This window comes from Halomonas sp. JS92-SW72 (genome assembly GCF_003547075.1).
Taxonomy (GTDB): Bacteria; Pseudomonadota; Gammaproteobacteria; order Pseudomonadales; family Halomonadaceae; genus Halomonas; species Halomonas alkalicola.
This window is the reverse complement of sequence record NZ_CP032147.1, coordinates 2453629-2479149: the sequence shown is the minus strand read 5'-3', so window position 1 is coordinate 2479149 and position 25521 is coordinate 2453629. Positions and strand designations below refer to the sequence as shown.

At 69.0% G+C, this 25521-nt stretch carries 21 protein-coding genes and 1 other RNA gene; 10 read left to right on the top strand and 12 right to left on the bottom strand.

What is annotated here, in order from left to right; all coding sequences use genetic code 11:
• Positions 1-115 precede the first annotated feature (115 nt).
• From D1793_RS11605 to D1793_RS11595, 3 genes are all read left to right on the top strand, one after another.
• On the top strand, positions 116-415 hold the full coding sequence (locus D1793_RS11605) for a cell division protein ZapA (protein WP_119022317.1): 300 nt from the start codon (positions 116-118) through the stop codon (positions 413-415).
• A 53-nt stretch (positions 416-468) separates the two neighbouring features.
• Positions 469-653, top strand: a non-coding RNA gene (ssrS, locus tag D1793_RS11600) — 6S RNA.
• A 20-nt stretch (positions 654-673) separates the two neighbouring features.
• On the top strand, positions 674-1306 hold the full coding sequence (locus tag D1793_RS11595; RefSeq protein WP_119023666.1) for a 5-formyltetrahydrofolate cyclo-ligase: 633 nt from the start codon (positions 674-676) through the stop codon (positions 1304-1306).
• 342 nt (positions 1307-1648) lie between these two features.
• Here the strand turns inward: D1793_RS11595 and ilvA are convergent, their stop codons facing one another.
• A complete protein-coding gene (ilvA, locus tag D1793_RS11590) occupies positions 1649-3163 on the bottom strand; it encodes a threonine ammonia-lyase, biosynthetic (protein ID WP_119022316.1) in 1515 nt (504 codons plus the stop codon).
• 369 nt (positions 3164-3532) lie between these two features.
• Here ilvA and rpiA point away from each other — a divergent pair, with 369 nt between their 5' ends.
• Complete coding sequence (gene rpiA / locus D1793_RS11585) at positions 3533-4207, top strand: ribose-5-phosphate isomerase RpiA (protein ID WP_119023665.1); 675 nt, start codon at positions 3533-3535, stop codon at positions 4205-4207.
• 25 nt (positions 4208-4232) lie between these two features.
• On the opposite strand, the gene waaA is transcribed toward rpiA, so the two are convergent.
• Genes waaA through D1793_RS11570 form a run of 3 tightly spaced genes read right to left on the bottom strand, consistent with a single transcriptional unit; the run spans position 4233 to position 8057 of the window.
• Positions 4233-5534: a lipid IV(A) 3-deoxy-D-manno-octulosonic acid transferase gene (waaA, locus tag D1793_RS11580; protein ID WP_119022315.1), complete on the bottom strand. Its 1302-nt coding sequence runs from the start codon at positions 5532-5534 to the stop codon at positions 4233-4235.
• Complete coding sequence (gene hldE / locus D1793_RS11575) at positions 5534-6964, bottom strand: bifunctional D-glycero-beta-D-manno-heptose-7-phosphate kinase/D-glycero-beta-D-manno-heptose 1-phosphate adenylyltransferase HldE (protein ID WP_119022314.1); 1431 nt, start codon at positions 6962-6964, stop codon at positions 5534-5536. Before hldE ends, waaA begins: the two co-directional genes overlap by 1 nt.
• Positions 6954-8057: a glycosyltransferase family 9 protein gene (locus D1793_RS11570; protein ID WP_119022313.1), complete on the bottom strand. Its 1104-nt coding sequence runs from the start codon at positions 8055-8057 to the stop codon at positions 6954-6956. The genes hldE and D1793_RS11570 overlap by 11 nt, the downstream gene beginning before the upstream one ends.
• Here D1793_RS11570 and D1793_RS11565 point away from each other — a divergent pair.
• Positions 8056-8778 (top strand): 3-deoxy-D-manno-octulosonic acid kinase, encoded by a 723-nt coding sequence (locus D1793_RS11565; protein WP_119022312.1) that lies wholly within the window; start codon positions 8056-8058, stop codon positions 8776-8778. The genes D1793_RS11570 and D1793_RS11565 overlap by 2 nt on opposite strands.
• On the opposite strand, the gene D1793_RS11560 is transcribed toward D1793_RS11565, so the two are convergent.
• Complete coding sequence (locus tag D1793_RS11560) at positions 8751-9797, bottom strand: glycosyltransferase family 9 protein (protein WP_162899951.1); 1047 nt, start codon at positions 9795-9797, stop codon at positions 8751-8753. The two genes, D1793_RS11565 and D1793_RS11560, sit on opposite strands and share 28 nt — an antisense overlap.
• The gene (locus D1793_RS11555; protein WP_240407659.1) at positions 9794-10936 is read right to left on the bottom strand and encodes a glycosyltransferase family 4 protein; all 1143 of its coding nucleotides are present in this window, start codon (positions 10934-10936) and stop codon (positions 9794-9796) included. Before D1793_RS11555 ends, D1793_RS11560 begins: the two co-directional genes overlap by 4 nt.
• A gap of 38 nt (positions 10937-10974) precedes the next feature.
• On the opposite strand from D1793_RS11555, the gene D1793_RS11550 reads away from it, so the two are divergent.
• A complete protein-coding gene (locus tag D1793_RS11550; RefSeq protein WP_119022311.1) occupies positions 10975-12069 on the top strand; it encodes a glycosyltransferase family 9 protein in 1095 nt (364 codons plus the stop codon).
• Here D1793_RS11550 and D1793_RS11545 read toward each other — a convergent pair.
• Entirely contained in the window at positions 12020-12802 is a 783-nt protein-coding gene (locus D1793_RS11545; RefSeq protein WP_119022310.1) for a glycosyltransferase family 2 protein, read from the bottom strand. The genes D1793_RS11550 and D1793_RS11545 overlap by 50 nt on opposite strands.
• A gap of 131 nt (positions 12803-12933) precedes the next feature.
• Between D1793_RS11545 and D1793_RS11540 the strand changes: the two genes are divergently transcribed.
• A complete protein-coding gene (locus tag D1793_RS11540; RefSeq protein ID WP_119022309.1) occupies positions 12934-14625 on the top strand; it encodes a sulfatase-like hydrolase/transferase in 1692 nt (563 codons plus the stop codon).
• Positions 14626-14631: 6 nt separating this feature from the next.
• Here D1793_RS11540 and waaF read toward each other — a convergent pair whose 3' ends face one another.
• Positions 14632-15723: a lipopolysaccharide heptosyltransferase II gene (gene waaF, locus D1793_RS11535; protein WP_119022308.1), complete on the bottom strand. Its 1092-nt coding sequence runs from the start codon at positions 15721-15723 to the stop codon at positions 14632-14634.
• Complete coding sequence (gene rfaD / locus D1793_RS11530; RefSeq protein WP_119022307.1) at positions 15716-16672, bottom strand: ADP-glyceromanno-heptose 6-epimerase; 957 nt, start codon at positions 16670-16672, stop codon at positions 15716-15718. The genes waaF and rfaD overlap by 8 nt, the downstream gene beginning before the upstream one ends.
• A 98-nt stretch (positions 16673-16770) precedes the next feature.
• On the opposite strand from rfaD, the gene glyQ reads away from it, so the two are divergent.
• The 3 genes from glyQ (at position 16771) to gmhB (ending at position 20597) form a co-directional block, all read left to right on the top strand.
• Entirely contained in the window at positions 16771-17748 is a 978-nt protein-coding gene (glyQ, locus tag D1793_RS11525) for a glycine--tRNA ligase subunit alpha (RefSeq protein WP_119022306.1), read from the top strand.
• A gap of 2 nt (positions 17749-17750) precedes the next feature.
• Positions 17751-19817, top strand: a complete 2067-nt coding sequence (glyS, locus tag D1793_RS11520) for a glycine--tRNA ligase subunit beta (RefSeq protein WP_119022305.1) — start codon at positions 17751-17753, stop codon at positions 19815-19817.
• 180 nt (positions 19818-19997) lie between these two features.
• Positions 19998-20597: a D-glycero-beta-D-manno-heptose 1,7-bisphosphate 7-phosphatase gene (gene gmhB / locus D1793_RS11515; RefSeq protein ID WP_119022304.1), complete on the top strand. Its 600-nt coding sequence runs from the start codon at positions 19998-20000 to the stop codon at positions 20595-20597.
• Positions 20598-20769: 172 nt separating this feature from the next.
• On the opposite strand, the gene gyrB is transcribed toward gmhB, so the two are convergent.
• Genes gyrB through dnaN form a run of 3 tightly spaced genes read right to left on the bottom strand, consistent with a single transcriptional unit; the run spans position 20770 to position 25466 of the window.
• The gene (gene gyrB, locus D1793_RS11510) at positions 20770-23190 is read right to left on the bottom strand and encodes a DNA topoisomerase (ATP-hydrolyzing) subunit B (RefSeq protein ID WP_119022303.1); all 2421 of its coding nucleotides are present in this window, start codon (positions 23188-23190) and stop codon (positions 20770-20772) included.
• A gap of 11 nt (positions 23191-23201) precedes the next feature.
• A complete protein-coding gene (gene recF / locus D1793_RS11505) occupies positions 23202-24317 on the bottom strand; it encodes a DNA replication/repair protein RecF (RefSeq protein WP_119022302.1) in 1116 nt (371 codons plus the stop codon).
• A 45-nt stretch (positions 24318-24362) separates the two neighbouring features.
• Positions 24363-25466, bottom strand: coding sequence for a DNA polymerase III subunit beta (gene dnaN / locus D1793_RS11500; RefSeq protein WP_119022301.1), 1104 nt, complete (start codon positions 25464-25466; stop codon positions 24363-24365).
• Between the last annotated feature and the right edge of the window lie 55 nt (positions 25467-25521).

Here is a 25521-nt window from a genome sequence, read left to right as displayed (position 1 = left end):
CCCCGGAAGGGCTCTCTTATAGTGAGGTCCGAAACCTTTCCTGCCATGGATGTTAACGCATCGGGCCACCGGGGCGCGCGGCAGCTCTCCCGGCAGGCCGACCCGGAGCCTTCCGATGACCGACGCCTCGCGTCCGACCACCGATATCACCCTGCTGGGGCGCAGCTACATCATCGCCTGCCCGCCCGACGAGCAGGACAAGCTGGAGCGCGCCGCCCGCTACCTGGACCGCGCCATGGGCGGCATCCACGCCCAGAACAACCTGCTGGGCACCGAGCGGATCGCCATCATGGCGGCCCTCAACATCGCCAACGAACTCCTCGAGGCACTGGATACCCAGCGCGCCAGCGAGCGTCACTTGGACACCTTGAGTGCCCGCCTGGAGCGCGCCCTGGCCGATGCCCCCCAGCGCTGAGCGCCCGCTGCAGAATCCGTTGGCCACTCCCGGTGGCTCTGGTAGGATGAAGGTGTTCCCTGGGGTGTTTGCCAGTCGTTATCGTCCCTCGAGCCTATGCGCAGTACCCAGGGGGCCATATGCTAGCCGGACCCGTGTGCATGTCCGTGCGTCGGAAAGCCTGACGGTTCGGCTGCGGCCACCCACCTTGAACCACTGGGTTCAAGGGCCAGAACGACAGCGGCACTCTGGGGAACCTCGTCTGCCATGACCCACCTCATGACGACACCAGCCGCACCCCTTCTTCTCGAATCCTTCGACGGTTCTCGCCAGGCCCTGCGCCGCGAGCTGCGTCGACGTCGTCGTGCCCTGACCCCAGAGCAGCGCCAGGCCGCCAGCCAACGCCTGTGCCGCCGGCTGCGCCGGCTGCCGGAGGTCCAGCGCGCCCGGCGGGTCGCCCTCTACCTGCCCAACGATGCCGAGATCGACCCCACGCCGCTCATCGGCTGGCTGCGTCGTCGCGGCGCCCGCGTCCACCTGCCGGTGCTGCGTCCACTCTCGCGCAACCGGCTGTGGTTCGTGCACTACCACCCCGACACCCCCATGGCGACCAATCGCTACGGCATCCCGGAGCCCGAGACCCGCCATGGCGCCCATCGCGCCCGGCGCCTGCCCGCCTGGGCCCTGGACCTGATCCTGCTGCCGCTGGTGGGCTTCGACGAGGAGGGGCAGCGCATGGGCATGGGCGGCGGCTTCTACGACCGCAGCCTGGCCTTCACCCGCCGCCCCGGCCCGCGGCCAAGGCTGATCGGCCTGGCCCACGAGTGCCAGCGGGTCGCCTCCCTGCCGGTGGAGCCCTGGGACGTGCCGCTGGACGCCATTGTCAGCGACGCCCGGGTCGTTCGGCCCTGATACCCACGCCCAACACGACGAACGGGGCGATGCCTCTCGGCATCGCCCCGTTCGCTATCGTTCTCTGGTCATGGCGCTGTCGGCCGCCTCGCCGGTCTCAGCTGCCCGCGAGCGCCTGGGCGTAGCCGGTCGCCACGAGGCCGATACAGAACAGCAGCACCAGTGCCATGACCAGATCGGGCTTGCGCTTCATCATCGACTCCGTAGGGGGGTGGAACTGGGCGTGACTATAGGGCCATCCGGCCCTCACCACAACCGTCCTTACCCAACGCTTACAGATTGAAACACCCGGCTGCCGTGGCACAGGGCGCGAGTCAGCACTTACCCCACCGGGACACCCGGTCAGGCCATGAACAGCCGGTAGGCGGCGTTGTCCGTCTCCTTCCAGTAGCGATAGCCGATCTCGTCGAAGTGCTCCTTCACGTGGGTGCGGTCACCGTTGGGGATCTGCATGCCGACCAGCACCCGGCCGTAGGCGGCACCATGGTTGCGGTAGTGGAACAGCGAGATGTTCCAGTCGTGGGGCAGGTGGGTCAGGAAGTTCATCAGCGCGCCCGGGCGCTCCGGGAATTCGAAGCGGTAGACCTCCTCGTCGAAGTGCTCCTTCGGCCGGCCGCCGCCCAGGTGGCGGATATGCAGCTTGGCGAGCTCGTTGTCGGTGAGGTCCTCCACCGGGTAGCCCGCCTCCCGCAGGCGGTCGATCACCGCCTGGCGATCCTCGCCGCCCGGTTTGACCTGGACGCCGACGAAGATATGGGCGTTCTCGGGGTCGGCATAGCGGTAGTTGAACTCGGTGACCATGCGCTTGCCGATGGTCTTGCAGAATTTCTTGAAGCTGCCCGGCTGCTCGGGAATGGTCACCGCGAGGATCGCCTCGCGCTGCTCGCCCAGTTCGGTGCGCTCGGCGATATGCTGCAGGCGGTCGAAGTTGGTGTTGGCGCCGGAGTTGATGCACAGCAGGGTCTGCCCTTCGGCGCCGGTCTGCTGGATGTACTTCTTGAGGCCCGCCAGGGACAGGGCGCCGGAGGTCTCCGAGACCGCCCGGGTATCCTCGAAGATGTCCTTCACCGCGGCACACATCTCGTCGGTGTTGACGGTGATGACGTCGTCGATCAGGTCGCGGACGATGGAGAAGGGCACCTTGCCGATCTGCGCCACGGCCACCCCCTCGGCGAAGACGCCGACCTGCCCCAGGGTCACTCGCCGCCCGGCCTCCATGGCCGCCTTCAGGCAGGCGCTGTCCTCGGCCTCGACGCCGATCACCTTGATGTCCGGGCGTAGGTACTTCACATAGGCGGCCACCCCGGCGATCAGGCCGCCGCCGCCCACCGGCACGAAGATGGCGTCCAGGCGGCCCGCGTGCTGGCGCAGGACCTCCACGGCCACGGTGCCCTGGCCGGCGATCACGTCGATGTCATCGAAGGGCGGGATATAGGTGTAGCCGTGCTCCTTGATCAGCTCCTGGGCGTGCTCGGCGGCCGCGGCGAAGGCATCGCCCTTGAGCACCACCTTGGCCCCGCGGGCTCGCACCGCCTGGACCTTGATCTCCGGCGTGATGCGCGGCATCACGATCACCGCCTTGACGCCCATCAGCTTGGCGGCCATGGCCAGGCCCTGGGCATGATTGCCGGCGGACGCCGCGATCACGCCCTTGGCCTTCTGGGCCTCGCTGAGCTGGGCCATCTTGTTGTAGGCGCCGCGAATCTTGAAGGAGTAGACCGGCTGGAGGTCCTCGCGCTTGATCAGGATGGTGTTGTTGAAGCGACGGGAGAGGAAGGGTGCCGGGGAGATCGGCGTTTCCCGGGCGGCTTCGTAGACCCGGGCCTGGAGAATCTTCTTGACGGTAGCTTCGAGCATCCTGATATCCCAGAGGCGTGACGCGGGGCGCCAGACGGTTGCTGCACTGCAGAGAACCCCTATTGGTAGCATCCCGGCCGGCCTGGCGTCCAGCGGCTGCCATCGGGAGGACAGCGCGCAGCAGCGCTCAAGGCTGTTCCGGCGACAGGCCTTCGAGGGGGCGCTATGAATACGTCCCTGTAGGCTACCTCGGCCATCCCTGGTCCTCGGACCCCCTCTCCGACCTGTCCCCGGCGCCTTTCGCTCGTGCAGTGTTTTGCCCTCATCGGCAGACGGGCCTCGCTGGCCTATAATGGCGCCCGACTTCCCGCCCCATCCATTCCGCCGATTCACCCCACCCAAGGAGAGCGACCCATGACCCAGGCCGGCCTGACCCAGGATCAGCTGAAGGACGCCGTGGCCGCGGCCGCCATCGACGAGATCAAGCCCTGGCTTTCGCGCAGCACCGTGCTCGGCATCGGCACCGGCTCCACCGCCAACCTGTTCATCGACCGGCTGGCCGCCCTGCGCGACGACTTCAAGGGCGCCGTGGCGAGCTCCGAGGCCAGCGCCGAGCGGCTGCGCGGCCACGGCATCGAGGTGTTCGAGCTCAACAGCGTCGGCACCGTGCCCTTCTACATCGACGGTGCCGACGAAGTGAACGCTCAGCTGCACATGATCAAGGGCGGCGGCGCGGCGCTGACCCGGGAGAAGATCGTCGCCGCCTGCGCGGAGAGGTTCATCTGCATCGCCGACGCCTCCAAGAAGGTCGAGCGGCTGGGCGAGTTTCCGCTTCCGGTGGAGGTGATCCCCATGGCGCGCTCCTACGTGGCCCGGGAGCTGGTCAAGCTGGGCGCCGATCCGGTCTACCGCGAGGGGGTGGTGACCGACAACGGCAACCAGATCATCGACTGCTTCGAGTTCATGATCGACGACCCGGTGGCCATGGAGGCCAGGATCAACGCCATCGTCGGCGTGGTCACCAACGGCCTGTTCGCCGCCCGCGGCGCCGACGTGCTGCTGCTGGGAACCGAGCACGGCGTGGAGCGACTAACCCACGCCTGACCTGCCCCGACGGCGAAGCGAGCCCTCACTTCGTCGGCAGCAGCCGCGCCAGGCCCTCGAGGGTGCGCGCCAGCGCCCCGCGGTTGGCCGCCACCACGGCGCGGCCCGCCTCGCCGAGCCGGCGCCGCTCGGTGGGGTCGGCGAAGAGCGCCGCCAGGGCGGCGGCCAGCGCCGCCTCGTCGGCCGCCTCTACCAGGGCCTCGGCCTCGCGCAGCACCTCGGCCACCTCCGCGAAGTTGGCAAGCGCAGGCCCCGTGAGCACCGGCACGCCGAGGGCGGCCGGCTCCAGCAGGTTGTGCCCCCCGACCGGCACCAGGCTGCCCCCCACGAAGGCGAGATCCGCCGCGCCATAGAACGCCAGCAGCTCCCCCATGGTATCCCCCAGGTAGACCGCCGTGTCGGCCGTGGGCCACTCGTCCCGGGAGCGGCGCGCCGCCGGCATGCCCGCCTGCTCGCAGAGCGCCGCCACGGCATCGAAGCGCTGGGGATGCCGCGGCACCAGCACCAGCAGGGCGTCAGGGCAGCGCTCCCGCAGCCGCGCATGGGCGGCCAGCAGCGCCGTCTCCTCGCCCTCGTGGGTGGAACCGGCCACCCACATCGGGCGCTCACCGAACCGGGTGCGCAAGCGCTCACTCACCTCGAGAGCCTTGTCATCGAGGGCGATATCGAACTTTAGCGAGCCCACTACCGTCGTGCGCGCCTCGGCCATGCCCAGCTCGAGAAAGCGTTCGGCATCGGCTCTCGACTTGGCCGCCAGCCAGTCGACGCAGGCCAGCGCCTCGCGCATCAGGGGGCGCAGGCGGCGGTAGCCGCGGAAGGCCTGGGGCGAGAGCCGGCCATTGACCACCGCCACCGGCACCCCCTGGCGCCGGCAGGCAGCCAGCAGGTTGGGCCACAGCTCGGTCTCGAAGAAGAGCGCCAGCGCCGGCCGCAGCCGGGTGACGAAGCGCGCCGCGGCGCCGGGAAAGTCCAGCGGCACGAAGCGGTGGACGAGGCGGTCGTCGTCGCGGGCCGCCGCCAGGGCCCGGGCGCGCTCGGCGCCGGTGGCGGTCATGGTGGTGAGGGTCAGGCGATGCCCGGGGTAGCGCGAGAGCAGCGCCTCGATCAGCGGGCGGGCCGCCAGCACCTCGCCCACGGAGGCACAGTGCAGCCACAGCATGGGCTCGCCGGGCGGCGTCTCGGGAATGCGCCCCAGGCGCAGGGCCCGGGGACTCTCGCCGCCCTCCCCGCGGGCGTCAGTGAGCGCATGCTCACGGCGGATGCGCCGCCAGATCAGCGGCGACAGCAGATGCAGCGCCGCCGAGTAGAGGGCCCGGGGCCAGCCCATCAGGCCTCGCGGTCGAGGATGGTGGAGATCATCGCCGTGGTGGAGACGCCATCCTCGAAGCCCAGCACCTTCACCTCGCCGCCGGCCTGGCGCACTGCCTCACCGCCGGCGATCTGCTCGGGGCGGTAGTCGCCGCCCTTGACGAGGACATCGGGCAGCACCGCCTCGATCAGCCGCTGGGGGGTGTCCTCGGCGAAGGGCACCACCCAGTCCACGGCGCCGAGGCCGGCCAGCACCTGCATACGCCGCGCCAGGGGGTTGATGGGACGCTTGGGCCCCTTGAGGCGGGCGATGGAGGCGTCGTCGTTGACCGCCACGATCAGCCGGTCGCCGAGCCGGCGCGCCTGCTCCAGGTAGGCCACGTGGCCGGCGTGCAGGATGTCGAAGCAGCCGTTGGTCATCACCACCCGCTCGCCGCGGGCCTGGGCGGCGCGCACCGCCTCGATCAGCGGCGCCTCCTCGATCACCCCGAATTCGGCCAGCTTGTCGCCCTGCAGGGCGGTGTAGAGCTCGGCGATGGAGAGAGTCGCGGTGCCCTGCTTGGCCACCACCAGGCCGGCGGCCAGGTTGGCCAGGGTCATCGCCTCGGGGAAGGCGTGGCCGGCGGCCAGGGCCAGGCCCAGCACGCCGATCACGGTATCGCCGGCGCCGGTGACGTCGTAGACCTCCCGGGCCCGGGTCGGCAGGTGCAGCGGCTCGTGGCCCTCGCGGATCAGGGTCATGCCCTTTTCGCTGCGGGTGATCAAGAGCGCCTCGAGCTCCAGGTCCGCGCGCAGCGCCTCGCCGCGCTCGGCCAGCTCGGCGTCGTCGCGGCAGTGGCCCACCACCGCCTCGAACTCGGCCAGGTTGGGGGTGATCACGCTGGCCCCGCGGTAGCGGGAGAAGTCGCTGCCCTTGGGGTCCACCAGCACCCGCTTGCCGCTGGCACGCACCAGGCGGATCAGCTCCTGGACCCGGTTCAGGGTGCCCTTGCCGTAGTCGGAGAGGATGACGAGGTCCGCCTCGGGCAGCGCCTCTTCCACCCGCGCCAGCAGCGCCGAGGTATCCACCTCGCCGAGCCCCTCCTCGAAGTCGAGGCGGATCAGCTGCTGGTTGCGGCTCATCACCCTGAGCTTGGTGATGGTGGGAATGCCGGGGCTGCGGGCGAAGTGAGTGCCCACTCCGGCATCTTCCAGGCGGGACACCAGGCGGTCGGCGTTGTCGTCATCCCCCACCAGCCCGGCCAGGGCGGCACGGGCGCCCAGGGAGGCGATATTGAGCGCCACGTTGGCGGCGCCGCCGGGGCGGTCCTCGCTCTGCTCGACGCGCACCACCGGCACCGGCGCCTCGGGGGAGATCCGCGAGGTGCCGCCGTGCCAGTAGCGGTCGAGCATGACGTCGCCCACCACCAGCAGGCGTGAGCGCTCCAGGGCGGTCAGATCAAGTTTCATCGTCGGGAAGCTCCCTTTCCGGGTGGGTGGCGGCGGCGTGGTCGAGCACCGCCTCCAGGCGCTCGATCACATCCTCGGCGTGGATCAGCGACATGGCGTCGGGGTGGCGCACCCGCTGTCCCCAGGGGATCTCCTCCAGGGACTTGTGCAGGTAGGTGGCCACGGCATCCGGGTAGCGATCGACCACGAACTCCCGCCAGCAGTAGGGGGCGGCGCGATCGGGGTTGGTGGTGGCATAGAGCCCCACCACCGGCGTGCCCATGGCATTGGCCATGTGCACCGGCCCGGAGTCCGGGGCGATGACGGCGCGGGCGCGGGCAATCAGCGCCAGCAGGCCCTTCAGCGAGGTGCCACCGATGGCATCGATCACCGAGCCAGGCTCGCACAGCGACTGGATCCGCTCGCCCATCTCGCGCTCCTGGGTGCTACCGCCGCCGGTGAGCAGCGTCGGCAGACCGTGCTGCTGCCAGGCGTGCTCGATCACCGCCGCATAGCCCTCGGCAGACCAGTTGCGGAAGTTGCGCAGCCGCGGGTTGGCGCAGGGGCTCATCAGCAGGTAGGGGGCGTCACCGGTCAGCGCCAGGGCCTCGTCATAGGCCGCCTCGGGCACCGGCAGGTCCCATGCCAGGGAGAGGTCCTCCACGCCCAGCAGGCGCGCGAAGTCCAGGAAGGAGTCCAGCACGTGGGCCCGGGGATGGGGCGCCAGCTGGCGATGGGTGAACCAGTGCTGGGCATCCTTGGCGCGCGCCTTGTCATAGCCCACCCGCACCCCGGCCTTGAGGCCGAGCGAGAGCACGCTGGCGCGAAGCGCCTGCTGCATGTGCAGCAGCACGTCGAAGCGGGTGTCGGCCAGCTCGCGCCACAGCGCACGCATGCCGGCAAGCCCGGTGGCCTTGTCGTAGACCACGAACTCGACCCCGGAGAGGCCGGCCAGTAGACTGTGCTCGCCCTTGCCGATGATCCAGGTGATGCGCGCCTCGGGCCACTGGCGCTGCAGGGCGCGAACCGTCGGTACCAGGTTGCAGACATCGCCCAGAGCGGAGAGTCGCAGCACGCCGATGTGTCGGGGTTGTGCAGGCAGAGGATGCTTCATGGGGTTGGCAACGTGTCGAGCGGGAAAGGTTTTCATTCTATATGATGCGGCGCGTTTATGTGACGCCGCGGCCGAAGTGCCGCCCGGGCCGCAGCTCGTCGACCCCGACCACTGGCGGAGCCAGGGGCGAGTCACCGGCGAGGCGCCGGGGCGCGGCGCCAGCCTCTTCCTGGACGCCGGCAGCGGCCACGAGTGGGTGCTGCGCCCCTACCGCCGCGGCGGCCTGATCGCCCGGCTCAGCGCAAGGCACTACCTGTGGACCGGTCTCGAGCAGACCCGCGCCTTCCGCGAACTGCGCCTGACCGCCACCCTTCATGAACGCGGCCTGCCGGTGCCCCGCCCGGTGGCCGCCGCCGTCACCCGCCGTGGCCTCACCTACGAGGCCGCCCTGATCACCGAGCGCCTCCCCGGCGCCCGCGCCCTGGCCGAGCGGCTCGAGGCTCGCCGGGCCGGCGACGCGCTGCTCGCCGAAGTGGGTCGGACGATCCGCCGCTTCCACGACGCCGGCCTCGACCACGTCGATCTCAACGCCCGCAACCTGCTGGTAGATGAGGCGCAACGCGTCTGGCTGATCGACCTGGACCGCTGCCGGCTGCGCCCGAAGGGCGCCTGGCAGGACGCCAACCTCGCGCGCCTCGAGCGCTCGCTGGAGAAGTTCGGCGCCGGTGATGCCATGGCGCCGATCCGGCGGGGCTACGGGGAGGCGCCGGCGTCCGGCTGACGCGGCGCTTCACGCTCGGGATAGACCCGCGTCAGCAGCTCCTCGAGCCCCTGCAGGATATCGGTGCTGCCCGGCACCTCGCCGCTTCTCAGGAACACCGCCTCGTGGCAGGACTCGTAGCGAGGCCAGTAGCGATAGGGCAGCGTCTGGAAGAAGATCCCCAGGGTCGGGGTGTGGGTGGCCAGCGCCAGGTTGCGCACGCCGGTATCCCCGCACACCAGCGCAGATACGCCGGCCATCCAGGGCCCCAGTGCCTCCAGCGACATCCGCGGCTGGACCGCGACGTTGGCATGCCGCGCCGCCACCTCGGCCAGGAAGTCGCCGGACTCCTCGGCCTTGTGGCCCTCCAGCAGCACGTGGCGATAGGTGGGAAACGCCTGCGCCGCCTGATCGATCAGCTGGCCCCAGCCGTCCAGCGGCAGCGACTTCTCCGCCTGGGAGGCAAAGGGGAAATAGGCGATGACCCGAGGCGCCTCCGTCGGCCGATGCAGGGGCATGGCAAAGTCGAGCGGGTAGCGCGGCTTGTGTCCCATCACCTTGAGGAAGTCGAGCAGCACCTCGGCCTCGTAGTGGTAGTTGGAGCGCCGCAGGCCCACGTCGTAGAGCAGGTGGTTGAACACTCCCCGGTAGGGAAAGCCCAGCTTGATGGCGGCGGGGGCCATCAGCGTCAGCACCCGCGAGCGGGAGGTATCGGCCAGGTCGAAGAGGATATCCACCGGCTCGATGGCCCGCAGGGAGCGCCACTGCTCCGCCAGGCTGCCTCGGGTCTCCTGCACGAAGACCTCGTCCACGAGATCTTCCGGCACCGCATAGCGGTAGGTCGTCACCGTGGCCAGGGTGATATGGGCCTCGGGAAACAGCCGCCGCAGCTCGACCAGAAAGGGCCTTGCCGCCATGTAGTCGCCGAAGGCGCACTGGCGGATCACCAGAATGCGCTTCACCTCGTTCGGCGCCGTACTCTCCAGCCAGCGCCGTCCGCGCCGGCTCAGATAGGCACACTTGTCGATCCAGGCTCTCACTCGCCCTCGGCTCCTTGTCGATTCTCGTAGTCGCGGGTCAGGCTGGCCACGTGGGCCGCCAGGGTAAAGTCCTTCTCGACGCGGCGCCGCGCCGCCTGCCCCAGGCGCTGGCGCAGCTCGGCGTCATCGGCCAGCTCGGCCAGGGCGGCGGCCCAGGCCGCGGCGTCCTCGGGAGGCGCCAGGCGCCCCGTCTCGACCTCGAGCAGTTCGGGAATGGCCCCGCTGTCGCTGCCGACCACCGCCTTGCCGGCCGCCATGGCCTCGATCACCGTCAGGCCGAACGCCTCGTTACGCGAGGGGACGCAGACGATGTCGAGCGCCTCGAACAGGCGCGGCAGGTCGCGGCGAAAGCCGGTGAAGGCGATACGTGCCTCGAGGCGCAGTTCGCCGATGCGACGCCGCAGGGCCGCCACCTGGGCCTCGTCGCTGCCCTCCTCCGCCGTCAGGCCGCCGATCAACACGCCGTGCCAGGCAAGCTCGGGCCGAGCCTCGGCCAGGCGAGCCAGCGCCTCGATCCACACCTCCTGCCCCTTGCCCGGCGTCAACCGCCCCGGCAGGCCGATGGCCACGGCGCCATCGGGCACGCCCAGCTCGCGACGCAGCGCAAGGCGCGCCTTGTCGTCGAGACAGGGCGCATAGGGGGCCGGATCGATACCCAGGTAGAGACGCCGGATGCGCTCGGCGGGGAGCGGGAAGGCGGCCAGGTTGCGCTGTCGGGTCGCCTCGCTGATGGCGAAGAGCCGCGTGACCTTGCCGTAGGCCCAGCGATGGTAGAGATCCTTCTTGGGGCGGGTCACCCCCATATGGTCGGTGAAGAAGAGGCGCAGCGATGGCCGCAGGGTCACCAGCAGCGCTCCCAGGCGCAGGTCGCTGGACTTGTGGCAGTGGATCACGTCGATCCCGTGTGCCCCGAGGTAGGCCAGCACCCGGCCCGCGGCCAGCAGCGCCCGCCCCTTCGAGGCCAGAGTCAGCGGCTCGACGCCGGCCTCGCGGAAGCTCTCGCCGACCCGGGAGCCGGCCAGGGCCAGACCGTGGGCCTGCCACCCCTGGCGGGCCAGCTCGGGTATAATCCGTGATGGATACATTTCCAGTCCGCCCCAGCCGCTGGAGAGACAGATATGCAGGACCTTGTGCGACAAGGCTGACTCCTTCGGTATCTCGGGGCTCGGGAGCCCGGATGACTGCTACTTCCGCTGCCCCGGGCGCGTCCTCGCGCCTGCTGGTGGTTCGCAACGACAAGCTCGGCGATTTCATGCTGGCCTGGCCGGCGCTGGCCCGCCTCAAGGCGGCCAGCCCCGCCCCCCACGTCAGCGTGCTGGTGCCGGCCTATACGGCGCCCATGGCGCGACTCTGCCCCTGGGTCGACCGGGTGCTGGTCGATCCGGGCGAAAAGGCCGACCGCAACGAACACCGGCGCCTTCTGGCCGAGGTGAAGGCGGCGCGCTTCGATGCGCTGCTCACGCTCTTCTCCACGCCGCGTATCGGCTGGCTGGGGTGGCGTGCGGGCATTCCGCTGCGCCTGGCCCCGGCCACCAAGTGGGCGCAGCTATTCTACAACCGAAGGGTGGTGCAGCGCAGGTCGCGCTCCAAAAAGCCGGAATACCGCTACAACATCGAGCTGGCCGAGGCGCTGCTGACCGAGCTCGGCCTTGCCTCGGGGGCCGCCCCCGAGCCTCCCTACTGGCCCCTCCCGGAAGGCGAGCGCCGGGCCCAGCGCGAGCGCCTCGCCGAGGAGCTCGCGCTCGACCCGGCGCGGCCCTGGGTCTTCCTGCACGGAGGCAGCGGCGGCTCGGCGGTCAACCTCTCCCCCGCGCAGTATGTGCGGCTGGTGCAGGAGGTGGATGCCCGCTTGCAGGGAGAACGGCGAGCCCAGTGGGTGCTGACCGCCGGTCCCGGCGAGGAAGCCACCGCCGAGGCGATCCTGGCCCCGCTGCGCGAAGCCGGCATCGAGGTTCATCGCCTGCCACCGCGGGCCGGCCTGGATGACTTCGCCCGGACGCTGGCGGCGGCGGATCTCTTCATCGCCGGCTCCACCGGGCCGCTGCATCTCGCCGGCTGCCTGGATCTCGCCACCGCCGGTTTCTACCCGGCCCACCGCTCCGCCACCCCCCTGCGCTGGCAGACCTGCAACCGCGCCGATCACCGCCTCGCCTTCTGCCCGCCAGTCAGCGCCGGCGAACAGGACATGACAACGATCGACATCCCCGCGGCGGGCGAGGCGATCAGCGATCTCTTGCGCCGTCTTCCGGCGGAGGTGACGTCCGGGTCCTGATCCACAGGTCGGCGTACTTGGCGAAGGTGGAGTGGGCCGAGAGCAGCGCCAGCAGCAGCCCCTGTCGGCCGTCGAGGAAGCCCGCCTTGAGCAGGTACATGCGCAGGAAGCAGCCGATACCGTGGCCGATGCCCGCGGCGAGGCTGCCGCGCTTGCCGCGCGCCTCACGCTGCTCGGCCCAGGCCTGGGCGTAGTGGGCGGACTTCTCGAGGTAGTGGCGCAGGTCGCGGTAGGTGTAGTGGAGCAGGTCGCCCTCGAGAGGTCGCACCGCCAGCCCCTCGGGGTTTTCCAGTTTCTCGTGGACCAGGGCCTCGTTGTAGCCGGCACGCCCCCGGGGGTAGAGGCGCGCCACCCGGTCCGGGTACCAGCCGGAATGGCGGATGAAGGCGCCGAAGCACCAGGAGAGGCGCGGCAGCGTATAGATCGCCGGTGCCCCCTCGGACAAGGCCGCCTGAATGCTCTCGCGCAGCGCCGGCGTCACGCGCTCATCGGCATCCACCATCAGGATCCAGTCACTCTCCACCAGCGCCTCGGCGCGCCGGCGCTGGCGGCCGAAGCCCTGCCAGTCATCCTCCACTGCCACCTTGTCGGTAAAGTCGCGGGCGATCGCGCGGGTCCCGTCGGTGCTGCCGGCATCCACCACCACGATCTCATCGACCCAGGCGAGGGTCTCCAGGCAGGCCCGCAGGTGATCCTGCTCGTTCTTCACGATGAGCACGGCGGCAATCGACATCGATAGTCCTTGAGGGCGAAGTGGGACGCTCAGTGTAAGGCGCCCCCCCCTGCCGGCACCACCCGGCCGAGTGTGTGACGCCTCCCAAGGCTTGATAAGCTCTGCTGATAGCCCCCTGACCGATGATACCCATGCCCCTTCCCCAACTGCCCTCCCTCCTTCGCCACCCGCGCTGGTGGGCACTGCTCGCCATCGGGCTCTGCCTCGGCTATGCCGTGGTGACCATCAGCCTGCTGCCCGCCTGGGCCCTGACGGTGATCGCCAGCGCCTGGCTCGCTACCGGCTGGCTGCTGCGCTGGGGTGCCCCGCGTGCCCCGCGCCCCGCCGCCAGGGTGTGGCCCTGGTCGCTGCTGCCCCTGGCGCTGTGGGGGCTCTACGTCTATCTCAACGACAGCTTCGGCATCGTCGACCTGGGGGCGATCTTCTTCCACCTCCAGGCCGGCATGTCCGACCACGGCGGCAGCGACCGCCTGGTGGCCGCCGTGCTCTACAGCCTGAGCATGCTCGCCCTGCTGGCGGCCTTCACCTGGCTGGTACGGGCCGACCACCGCTGGCGGCTGGGCGAGCGCCTGCTGGCCCTGGTGCTGCTGGCCAGCAACCCCCTGCTCTACGGCATGACCCAGCGCGGCGCGGCCATCGTCACCGACGATGGCGCCTGGCTGGACCGCCGCTACGTGGCGCCGGTGATCGAGCAGGCCCCGTCCGATCCGCCCAACCTGCTGCTGCTCTACCTGGAGAGCATCGAGCGCACCTACGCCGACCGCGAGCGCTTCGGCGACGCCTATGCCGACCTCGATGCGCTGGGCGCGCGCGGCCGGGTCTTCGAGGGGGTTCGCCAGCTCGACAACACCGGCTGGACCATGGCCGGGATGATCGCCAGCCAGTGCGGCACGCCGCTGATGCCCGCCGGCCTGCTGCATGACCGCCAGTTCTCGCCGCTCGACAAGGTGGTGCCGGGGGTCGACTGCCTGGGGGATCTCCTGGTCGAACAGGGCTACCGGCTCAGCTACCTGGGCGGTGCCAGCACCGCCTTCGCCGGCAAGGGGCTCTTCTACGAGGGCCACGGCTTCGACACCGTGATGGGACGCGAGGAGCTGGCGCCTCGGCTGGAGGACCCCGAGTATCTGAACAACTGGGGGCTCCACGACGACTCCCTCTACGACTTCACCGTCGAGGAGATCCGCCGGCTGGAGGCCGAGCACGACGGCCCCTGGGGCGTGGTCAACCTCACCATCGCCGGCCACGCCCCCAACGGCTATCCCGCCCAGAGCTGCATCGACCGCCAGGGGGAGTTCGACGGCGTCGACATCCTCTACTCGGTGGAATGTTCGGCCTGGCTCGCGCGGGACCTGGTGGAGCGCCTGGAGGCGGAGGGGCTGCTGGAAAACACCCTGGTGGTGGTGGCCAGCGACCATCTGACCATGCGGGTCTCGGTGTGGGACCTGCTGATCGCCGGCGAGCGCGACAACACCTTCATGCTGCTCGGCCCCGGCATCGAGGCCGGCACTCGCACCCGGCGGGAGGCCTCCATGGTCGACCTCTTCCCGACCCTGCTGGAGGCGATGGGCTTTACCATCGAGGAGCACCGTGCGGGTCTCGGCGTCTCGCTGCTGGCCGACACCGAGACCCTGGTGGAGCGTCACGGGCTCGCGGGGATCAACGCCCGGATGCGCGAGGAGAATGCCCTGCAGCAGCGACTCTGGGAGGGCCTGGTGCCAGACCGCCCTCAGGAGTCCGAGGAAAAGGAGTCGTCGCCGACCGACGACCAGGTGGTGGAGTCGCCCTATGACGCCACCGGCGAGACGCCGGCCAGCGTCCAGTAGGGCAGGCTACTTCTCGACGGCCAGGCGGCGCTCGGCGGCGAGCACCGCCGCCAGCAGCCGCTCGGGGGAGAGGTCGACGAGACAGCGGGTATGGCCCAGGGGGCAGGTCCGGGCGAAGCAGGGGGAGCAGTCGAGGCCCAGCGTGTGGATCTCGGCGCTGTCGGTGAGCGGGGGGGTGTAGGCCGGCGAGGAGGAGCCATAGAGGGCGTGCACCCGGGTACCCACCGCCGCCGCCACGTGCATCAGCCCCGAGTCGTTGGTGACCACCTGGCGGCAGTCGGCCAGCAGGTCCACGGCGTCGGCCAGCCGTGTCCGCCCGCAGAGGTTGTGGACATGCTCCAGCCCCCGGGCGATCGCCTCGCCGGCCTCGGCATCCTTGGGGCCACCCAGCACCCGCACCTCGAACCCCTCTGCCACCAGCGCCTCGGCCAGGGTGCGAAAGTGCTCGAGCGGCCACTGCTTGGCGGGACCGTACTCGGCGCCGGGCATCATGCCGATGGCCGGGCGTGACGAGAGCCCGTGAGCCCGACGCAGCTCGGCGAGATTGGCGGCATCCACGGCGAGGCGCGGGCGCGGTATCGGGACGTGACCATCGAGCGCCTCCCCGGCGGGCAGCCCCAGGGCCACGAAGCGCTTCACCGTCTGGTCGAGCACGGCCTTGTCGAGCCGGCGTCGCTCGTTGAGCAGGCCATAGCGCTGCTCGCCGGTAAAGCCGACACGCTGCGGAATGCGCGCCAGGCAGGGCACCAGCGCCGACTTCCAGGAACGCGGCAGCACGATGGCGCGATCGAAGCGGCCGCGCAGCGCGCGGGCCACATCGCGGCGTGCTTTCCAGCCAAACTCGCCGTGGCCCACGTCCAGAGCGATCGCCTCGTCCACCTCCGCCATGCGCTCGAGCACCGGCAGCGACCAGCCGGGCGCCACCACGCCGAGGCGGCAGCCCGGATGGCGCGCCTTGAGGGTCATGAACAGGCTCTGGGCCATCACCATGTCGCCGACCCAGGAGGGGCCGACCACCAGGATACGTTCGCCGCCGGACTCTCCAGGAGGGGCCGGCTCGGTGGGGATGCGCTCGACGGGCGGCGGCGCCTCAGCCATTCAGCCACTCCAGGTACTCGCCGACCCCCTCGGCCACGGTGCGAAACTCGCGATCGTAGCCCGCCCGGCGCAGGCTGCCGATATCGGCGCGGGTGTAGCTCTGGTAGCGCCCCTTGAGCTCGTCGGGAAAGTCGATGTACTCGATGGTGCCGCGGCCGTAGTAGTCGATCACCGCCTCGCCGATCGCCTTGAAGGGCTCGGCGCGACCGCTGCCCAGATTGAAGATGCCGGACACCTGGGGATTGTCGAGGAACCAGAGGTTCACGTTGACCACATCCCCCACGTAGACGAAGTCACGACTCTGCATGCCGGCCTCGTAGCCGTCCCAGGCACCGAACAGCTTGACGCTGTCGCCGCCGCGGATCTGGGTGTGGTGGTGATAGGCGACGCTGGCCATCTTGCCCTTGTGCTGCTCCCGGGGACCGTAGACGTTGAAGTAGCGGAAGCCCACCACCTGGCTCTCGAACTCGTCCCAGCGGGCGCGCACGTACTGATCGAAGAGCAGCTTGGAGTAGCCGTAGACGTTGAGCGGCTTCTCGTGCTCCGGGGCCTCCACGAACACCTCGCTGCCGCCGTAGGTGGCGGCCGAGGAGGCGTAGAGGAAGGGAATGCCGCGCTTCTGGCAGAAGTGCAGCAGCACCTTGGAGTACTCGAAGTTGTTGTCGAGCATGAAGCGACCGTCCCACTCGGTGGTATCCGAGCAGGCCCCCTCGTGGAAGATCGCCTCGATCTCGGGCAGCTGGGCCGGCTCGCCACGCAGCTCCGCCTCGACCCGGCGACGGAAGTCGTCCTTGTCCAGGTAGTCGCCGAGGGTGCAGTCGGCCAGGTTGACGAACTTGGTGCCGTCCGACAGGTCGTCGACCACCATCACATCCTGGCGGCCGCGCTCGTTGAGCGCCTTCACCAGATTCGAGCCGATGAAGCCGGCTCCGCCTGTCACTACGATCATGGGGATATCCTCTGTCTCGGGGCGTGCGCCTATAACCGATCTTCCGGTGATTGTATACTTGACGACCTGTGAATTCATGGCCAACGGTGCTTTCCGCAATGACTCTCTCGTCCTCGACATCCGCGCCGACCTCCGGGCCGGCGCCTGACGTCTCGACCTTCCAGGGGTTGATCCTGGCCTTGCAGCAGTACTGGGCCGACCAGGGCTGCGTGATCCTTCAGCCCCTCGACATGGAGGTCGGCGCCGGCACCTTCCATCCGGCCACCTTCCTGCGCGCCATCGGCCCCGAGACCTGGAACTCCGCCTATGTGCAGCCGTCGCGCCGCCCCACCGACGGCCGCTACGGCGAGAACCCCAACCGCCTGCAGCACTACTACCAGTTCCAGGTGGTGATGAAGCCCTCCCCCGCCGACTTCCAGGAGCGCTACCTGGGCTCCCTCAAGCACCTCGGCCTGGACCCCCTCGTGCACGACATCCGCTTCGTCGAGGACAACTGGGAGTCCCCCACCCTGGGCGCCTGGGGGCTGGGCTGGGAGATCTGGCTCAACGGCATGGAGGTGACCCAGTTCACCTACTTCCAGCAGGCCGGCGGCATCGAGTGCTACCCGGTCACCGGCGAGCTCACCTATGGCCTTGAGCGCATCGCCATGTACCTGCAGAACGTCGACAGCGTCTACGACCTGGTCTGGACCGTGGCCCCGGACGGCTCCAGGGTCACCTATGGCGATGTCTACCTGCAGAACGAGCGTGAGCAGTCCGCCTACAATTTCGAGCATGCCGACGTCGACTTCCTGTTCGGCGCCTTCGACCAGCAGGAGCGCGACTGCGCCCGCCTGCTCGAGGCCGGCCTGCCGCTGCCCGCCTACGAGCAGGTGCTCAAGGCCTCCCACACCTTCAACCTGCTCGACGCTCGTCACGCCATCTCGGTCACCGAACGCCAGCGCTTCATCCTGCGCGTGCGCACCATGGCCCGGGACGTGGCCCACGCCTACTACGACTCCCGCAAGGCCGCCGGCTTCCCGCTGGCTCCCGAGGCCCTGCGGAAGGAACTGCTTGCCGACGAGGGAGACGCTTGAGCATGGCTGCCAACACCCTGCTGGTTGAACTGGGCGTCGAGGAACTTCCGCCGAACGCCATCGACGCCCTCTCCGACGCCCTGGCCGACGGCCTGCGTCGCGGACTCGCCGACGCCGACGTCGGCCACGGCGAGGTGCGCGCCTACGCCACCCCCCGCCGCCTGGCGGTGCGCATCGAGGCGCTGGCCGATAGCCAGCCCGATCGCGAGGTGGAGAAGCGCGGCCCGGCGCTGGCCGCCGCCTTCAAGGACGGCCAGCCCACCCGGGCCGCCGAAGGCTTCGCGCGTTCCTGTGGCGTCACGGTCGACGACCTGATCCACCTGGAGTCCGACAAGGGCACCTGGCTGGGCTATCGCGAGCAGCAGCAGGGGGAGCCCACCGCAGCCCTGCTGCCCGTCATCCTGCAGAAGGCCGTCGCCGCCCTGCCGGTGCCCAAGAACATGCGCTGGGGCGCCTCGCGGGTGGAGTTCTCCCGTCCGGTGCACTGGCTGGTGATGCTCTACGGCAGCGAGGTGGTCGAGGCCGAGGTCCTGGGCCTCGCGGCGGGCCGCACCACCTACGGCCACCGCTTCCACGCGCCCGCCGCCATCGAGCTGGCCCATGCCGATGACTACCTCGAGGCGCTGGAGCAGGCCTGGGTGCTGGCCGACCGCGACCGCCGTCGGGAGCGCATCCGCGAGCAGGTGCTGGCCGAGGCGGAGGTCCAGGAGGCCACCGCGGTCATCGACGAGGCGCTGCTGGTCGAGGTCAGCGGCCTGGTGGAGTGGCCGGTGGCCCTGACCGGCAGCTTCGACGAGCGCTTCCTGGAGGTGCCGGCGGAGTCGCTGATCTCCTCCATGAAGGCCAACCAGAAGTACTTCCACCTGCTCGATGAGGCGGGCAGGCTCAAGCCGCTCTTCATCACCATCTCGAACATCGAGAGCAGCGACCCGCAGCAGGTGATCGAGGGCAACGAGAAGGTGATCCGCCCGCGCCTGGCCGACGCCGCCTTCTTCTACGATACGGACCGCAAGCGTCCGCTCTCCTCGCGCATCGACGAGCTCGCCGGCGTGGTGTTCCAGCAGCAGCTCGGCACCCTGGCCGACAAGGCCCACCGCAGCGCCGCCGTGGCCGCCTTCATTGCCGGCCAGATCGGCGGCGATGTGGGCCACGCTCGCCGCGCCGCGGAGCTCGCCAAGTGCGACCTGGTCACCGAGATGGTGCTCGAGTTCCCCGAACTGCAGGGCATCATGGGCCGCTACTACGCCGAGCATGACGGCGAGGCCGCCGACGTCGCCCAGGCACTGGAGGAGCAGTACCTGCCGCGCTTCGCCGCCGACGTCATCCCCCACAGCCGCACCGGGCTGGCCCTGGCCCTGGCCGACCGCCTGGACACCCTGACCGGTATCTTCGGCATCGGCCAGCGTCCCACCGGCACCAAGGACCCCTTCGCCCTGCGCCGCGCGGCCATCGGCGTGCTCAACATCCTGGTCAAGGGTGAGCTGAACCTGGACCTGCGCGAGCTGCTCGAGCTGGCCGCCGCCCAGCATCAGGAGCTGCCCTATGCCGAGAAGCTGGTGGACGAGGTGCTCGGCTACATGCTCGACCGCTTCCGCGCCTGGGGCCAGGACGAGGGCATCTCCGCAGAGGCCTACCTGGCCGTGCGTGCCCGCCCGGTCACCCGCCCGCTGGATTTCGCCCGGCGGCTGCGTGCGGTCCAGGCCTTTGCCGGCCGCGAAGAGGCCGCCGCTCTGGCCGCGGCCAACAAGCGGGTCTCCAACATCCTGGCCAAGCAGGCCGATGAGGTGGGCAGCCAGGTCGACGCCGGCGTGCTCCAGGAGGCGGCCGAGCTGGCCCTTCACGAGGCGGTCAGCACCCGGCGCGAACGCGTGATGCCGCTGTTCGCCGAGGGCCGCTACGCCGAGGCGCTGGACGCCCTGGCCGGCCTGCGGGAGCCGGTGGATGCCTTCTTCGACCAGGTCATGGTGATGGCCGACGACCCGGCCATCCGCGCCAACCGCCTGGCGCTGCTGGCCAGCCTGCGTGCGCTCTTCCTGGAAGTGGCGGATATCGCCCAGCTTCAGCAGTAACCCGGGCAGAGGGAACGAAGGCCGGCAGCCTGCGCTGCCGGCCTTTTTCATGCCCGGCGAACGGGTGCGTGTTTCACGTGAAACAACCACGCCGTATTCGTCATCTATGGCCGGGCCGCTTGGCAGGGCGTGTTCCACGTGAAACACTCCCCCTCTCGCTGACCGCAGGAGCCCGACCGAATGCCCTCCCCCGACCGCCTGGTGATCCTCGACCGCGACGGTGTCATCAACCGCGACTCCGATGCCTATGTGAAATCCCTGGCCGAGTGGATCCCCTACCCCAGCGCCATCCAGGCGATTGCCCGGCTGAGCCGGGCCGGCTGGACGGTGGCAGTGGCCACCAACCAGTCCGGCATCGCCCGTGGCTACTATGACGAGGCCACCCTGGCCGAGATGCACGAAGAGCTCGGTCGGCTGGTGAAGGAGGCCGGTGGCGGCATCGACCATATCGCCTGGTGCCCCCACGGCCCGGGCGATGAGTGCGACTGCCGCAAGCCGCTACCCGGCCTCCTGGAGCAGATCCGTGTCGAGCTCGGCATGCAGACCCTCGCCGGCAGCTGGATGGTGGGTGACAGTCTGCGCGACCTCCAGGCCGGCGAACCCATGGGTTGCCGGCCGGTGCTGGTTCGCACCGGCAAGGGGGAACGCACCCTGGCCAGCCACCCGGAACTGGGGGCAGAGGGCAGCGACACCCGCGTCTTCGACGATCTGGCCGCTTTTGTCGACTGGCTGCTGGCCGATGCACCCGATGCGAACGGGCCCGTCCCCCAGCACCGGTAATACCTCCTCGCTGCTGCGACACCCCTCACCCCCAGCAGCGTTACTCACTGCCGTAATAGCAGAAGGCCCGCCTCGATCTCGAGGCGGGCCTTTTTTGTCTTTCTGCTTTATCCCGACGCCTGGCGCGCAGCCATGTTTCACGTGAAACATGGCGCCACCTGATCGATGCGCGTCACACGTCGAGATTGGCCACCAGCGCATTGCGCTCGATGAAGTCGCGGCGCGGCTCCACCTCGTCGCCCATGAGGGTGTTGAACATCATGTCCGCCCCCACGGCATCCTCGATGGTGACCCGCAGCATGCGGCGAGTCTCGGGGTTCATGGTGGTCTCCCACAGCTGATCCGGGTTCATCTCCCCCAGCCCCTTGTAGCGCTGGATGGACAGCCCGCGCTGCGCTTCGGCCATCAGCCACTCCAGCGCCTCATAGAAGGTCGAGACGCGCTTCTGACGCTCGCCGCGGGCCACATGGGCGCCCTCCTCCAGCAGGCCGTCGAGCGTCTCGCCCAGCTCGGCCATGCCGCGGTAGTCGGCGCTGGTGAAGAAGTCGATGCCCCACACATAGTCGGTGGTCACGCCATGAGCGGTAAGCGTCACCGCCGGCAGGTAGAGGCTCCGCTCGGTGTCCTCCTCGAGCCGGAAGGTGTAGCGCGGGCCACCCTCATAGGCCACCACTGCATCCATCTCGCCCTGCAGGTGGTCGATCCAGTTCTGCATGGTCACACGGTCCCGCAGGCTGGCCTCACCGTCCAGGCGCGCCGCATGCACGATCCGCTTGAGCACCTCGATGGGATAGACCCGCGACAGGCGATCGATGCGGCGCATCACTTCACGATACTGGTTGACGAGCCCTTCCAGCTGGGAACCGCTGATCCCCGGTGCGTCGGCGTTGACATAGAGCCGGGCACCGTCCATGGCGGTGGCCGTCAGGTAGTCGGTCATCGCCTGCTCATCCTTGAGGTAGAGCTCCTGCTTGCCGCGCTTGACCTTGTAGAGGGGCGGCTGGGCGATGAAGACGTGGCCGCGCTCGATCAGCTGTGACATCTGGCGGAAGAAGAAGGTCAGCAGCAGGGTCCGGATATGGGAGCCGTCCACGTCGGCATCGGTCATGATGATGATCGAGTGATAGCGCAGCTTGTCCGGATTGAACTCCTCGCGGCCGATGCCACAGCCCAGGGCGGTGATCAGGGTGCCCACCTCGGCGGAAGAGAGCATCTTGTCGAAGCGTGCCTTCTCCACGTTGAGGATCTTGCCCTTGAGCGGCAGGATCGCCTGGGTGCGACGGTCCCTGCCCTGCTTGGCACTGCCACCGGCCGAGTCACCCTCGACCAGGAAGAGCTCGGAAAGGCTCGGGTCCTTCTCCTGACAGTCGGCCAGCTTGCCGGGCAGGCCGGCGATATCCAGCGCACCCTTGCGACGCGTCATGTCGCGGGCCTTGCGCGCCGCCTCTCGGGCGCGGGCGGCATCGAGCATCTTGTTGACGATCGACTTGGCCTCGTTGGGCTTCTCGATCAGGTAGTCGGAGAACAGTCGCCCCATCTCCTGCTCGACCGCGGTCTTCACCTCGGAGGAGACCAGCTTGTCCTTGGTCTGGGACGAGAACTTGGGGTCCGGCACCTTCACCGAGATGATCGCCGTCAGGCCCTCACGAGCGTCATCGCCGGAGGTGTTGATCTTGGACTTCTTGAGCAGGCCCTCGGCTTCGATATACGAATTGAGCGTCCGGGTCAGGGCGGCACGGAAGCCCGCCAGGTGCGTCCCGCCATCCCGCTGGGGAATGTTGTTGGTGTAGCAGAAGATGTTCTCGTTGAAGGAGTCGGACCACTGCATCGCCACTTCCACGCCCACCCCATCCTCGCGCTCGGCGTTGAAGTGGAAGACCGGATTAAGCACCGTCTTGTTGGTGTTGAGATGGTCGACGAAGGCCTTGAGGCCACCCTCATAATGGAACAGCTCCTCCTTGCCGCTGCGCTCATCGACCAGACGAATGGCCACGCCGGAGTTCAGGAAGGAGAGCTCCCGAAGACGCTTGGCCAGGATATCGTAATGGAATTCGATGTTGGCGAAGGTTTGCGGTGAGGGGCGGAAGTGCACGCGGGTCCCGGTCTTCTCGGTCTTGCCCACTACGCTCAGCGGCGCCTGGGGCACCCCGTGGTGATAGATCTGCTCGAACACCTCGCCGGCGCGCCAGATGGTCAGCTTGAGCTCCTCGGAGAGGGCGTTGACCACCGACACCCCCACGCCGTGGAGGCCGCCGGAGACCTTGTAGGAGTTGTCGTCGAACTTGCCGCCGGCGTGAAGCACCGTCATGATCACTTCCGCGGCGGAGACCCCCTCTTCCTCATGAATGTCGGTGGGCACCCCGCGGCCGTTGTCGCTGACCGTGATCGACTCGTCGGGGTGAATGACCACGCGGATCTCGCTGCAGTAGCCGGCCAGCGCCTCGTCAATGGAGTTATCCACCAGCTCGAACACCATATGGTGCAGGCCCGTGCCGTCATCGGTGTCACCGATGTACATGCCGGGACGCTTGCGTACGGCATCCAGCCCCTTGAGTACCTTGATGCTCGATGAGTCGTAGGCCTGTTCGCTCATTGACTGCTCCATCATGAAGTCTGTCGTTCCAGTGGCGCCAGCTGCCCCTCTCCCGATGGCGAACGTTTCACGTGAAACATCGCGACGGGGGTGGCGGGCTGCCACAGATCTGCCAGGGCGTCGTGATCGACGCTGGTGATGAACGCCTGGCAGTGCATGCTTTCCAGCCAGTGGCAGAACACCCGTCGGTGGGCGCTGTCCAGCTCTGCCGGGAGATCGTCGATCAGGTAGAGGCAGTGTCGCCCCGTGGCGGCCTCCAGCAGCCGCCCCTGCGCCAGCTTGAGGGCACTCACCACCAGCTTCTGCTGGCCCCGGGAGAGCACCTCCACGGCGGGGCGCCGATGCAGCCTGACCGCCAGGTCCGCCCGCTGCGGACCCTGCTGGGTAAAGCCCATCTGCCTGTCGACCTCCCTGCCCTGGCTCAGTATCTCACCGAGCTCACGGCGCCTGTCCCAGCCGCGCGTGTAGCGCAGCTGCAGGCCCGGCAACGGCATCAGGCCGGCCAGGGTCTCCTCGAAGACCGGGAGGAAGGCGTCGACCCAGGCGCTGCGCATGGCATCGATGCGCTCGCTCCAGTGGACGAACTCGTGCTCCCAGGCCGACAGGGAAGCACCGTCCATTCTACCATGCCTGAGTAGGGCATTCCGATGTTTCAGCGCCCGACGGGCCCGCTGCCACGCCTCCAGGAAGTCATGTTTCACGTGAAACACTCCCCAGTCGAGGAACTCCCGTCGTCCCGCGGGAGGCCCCTCCAGGAGACGGAAGGCATCGGGATTGATCAGCTGAAGGGGGAGCGTCTCGACCAGGCGAGAGAGGCGGCTGACGCGCTCACCGGAGAGACGGATCTCGAGCTCGCTCTCGTCGCGGCGGCGGCGCACGCCGAAGGGAATCGGGGGGTCACCCGCCAGGCGACCATGCAGGACCAGGCCCTCGGCATCATGGCCGATCACATGGCGCATCTGGCGGGTCCGGAAGGAGCGCCCCATGCCGAGCACATGGATACCCTCGAGCAGACTGGTCTTGCCGCTGCCATTGTCTCCCGTGACCAAGTTGATTCGAGAACCCGGTTGAAAATCAATGGCTTGAAGGTTGCGAAGACCCTGAAAGGCGAGGCGATCTAGTGGCATGGAGAGATCCAGGCAGGGCGGCACCCCGGGTGCCGCCGCCAGTCACTAGAGACGCATGGGCATGACGACATAGAGGGCATCGCCGCCACCCGGCTCCTCCATCAGCGCGCTGCTGTTGGGGTCGGCCAGGGTCATCTGCACGCGGTCCTCGTCTAGGGCGTTGAGGACATCGATCAGGTAGCCGACGTTGAAACCAATCTCGAGGCCAGGGCCGCTGTACTCGATGGCGATGTTTTCCTCGGCCTCTTCCTGCTCGGGGTTGTTGGCCATCACCTTGAGGTTGCCTTCGGCCAGGTGCAGGCGCACGCCGCGGTACTTCTCGTTGGAGAGGATGGCGGTACGCGAGAGCACCTGGCGCAGCTCGGCGCGCTCGGCGATGAACACCTTGTCGCCGCCGCGGGGGACCACCCGCTCGTAGTCGGGGAACTTGCCGTCCACCAGCTTGGAGGTGAAGGTGAAATCCCCCGTGTGAGCGCGGATGTGGCTGGCCCCGAGGGTCAGGCTGACCGGCTCCTCGCCGTCGTCCAGCAGGCGAACCAGCTCCAGGATGCCCTTGCGCGGCACGATCAGCTTCTGGGCCGGCTCCACCTGGATCTCGACGGGACGCGAGCAGACCGCCAGGCGGTGGCCATCGGTGGCTACCGCACGCACCAGACCGGAGCGCATCTCCAGCAGCATCCCGTTCAGGTAGTAGCGCACGTCCTGCTGGGCCATGGCGAAGGAGGTGGCGTCGATCAGCTGCTTCAGAACGCCCCGCGGCAGGGCGAGCTCGATGCTGCCCTGGCTGTCCTCGATGTTGGGGAACTCCGCCACCGGCAGGGTCGAGAGCGTGAAGCGCGAGCGGCCGCTGCGCAGCACCGCCCTGCCCTCCTCCAGGGAGAGCTGGATCTCGGCCTGGTCGGGCAGCGACTTGCAGATATCCATCAGCTTGCGCGCCGGAACGGTGGCGGCCCCCGGCTCGTCCACCTGGCTGGCCACGGTGCGCCCGATCAGCTCCACTTCGAGGTCGGTGCCGGTGAGCGCTACCTGGTCCTGATCGACCTGGATCAGCACGTTGGAGAGCACCGGGAGAGTCTGGCGTCGCTCCACCACACCGGCCACCAGCGTCAGCGGTCGCAGCAGCGCTTCGCGGGAGATGGAAAATTTCATGTCGGCTCCACGTCTAGTCCTGAAGGATTGCGGCCCGTGCGGCCCGGGCCGAACG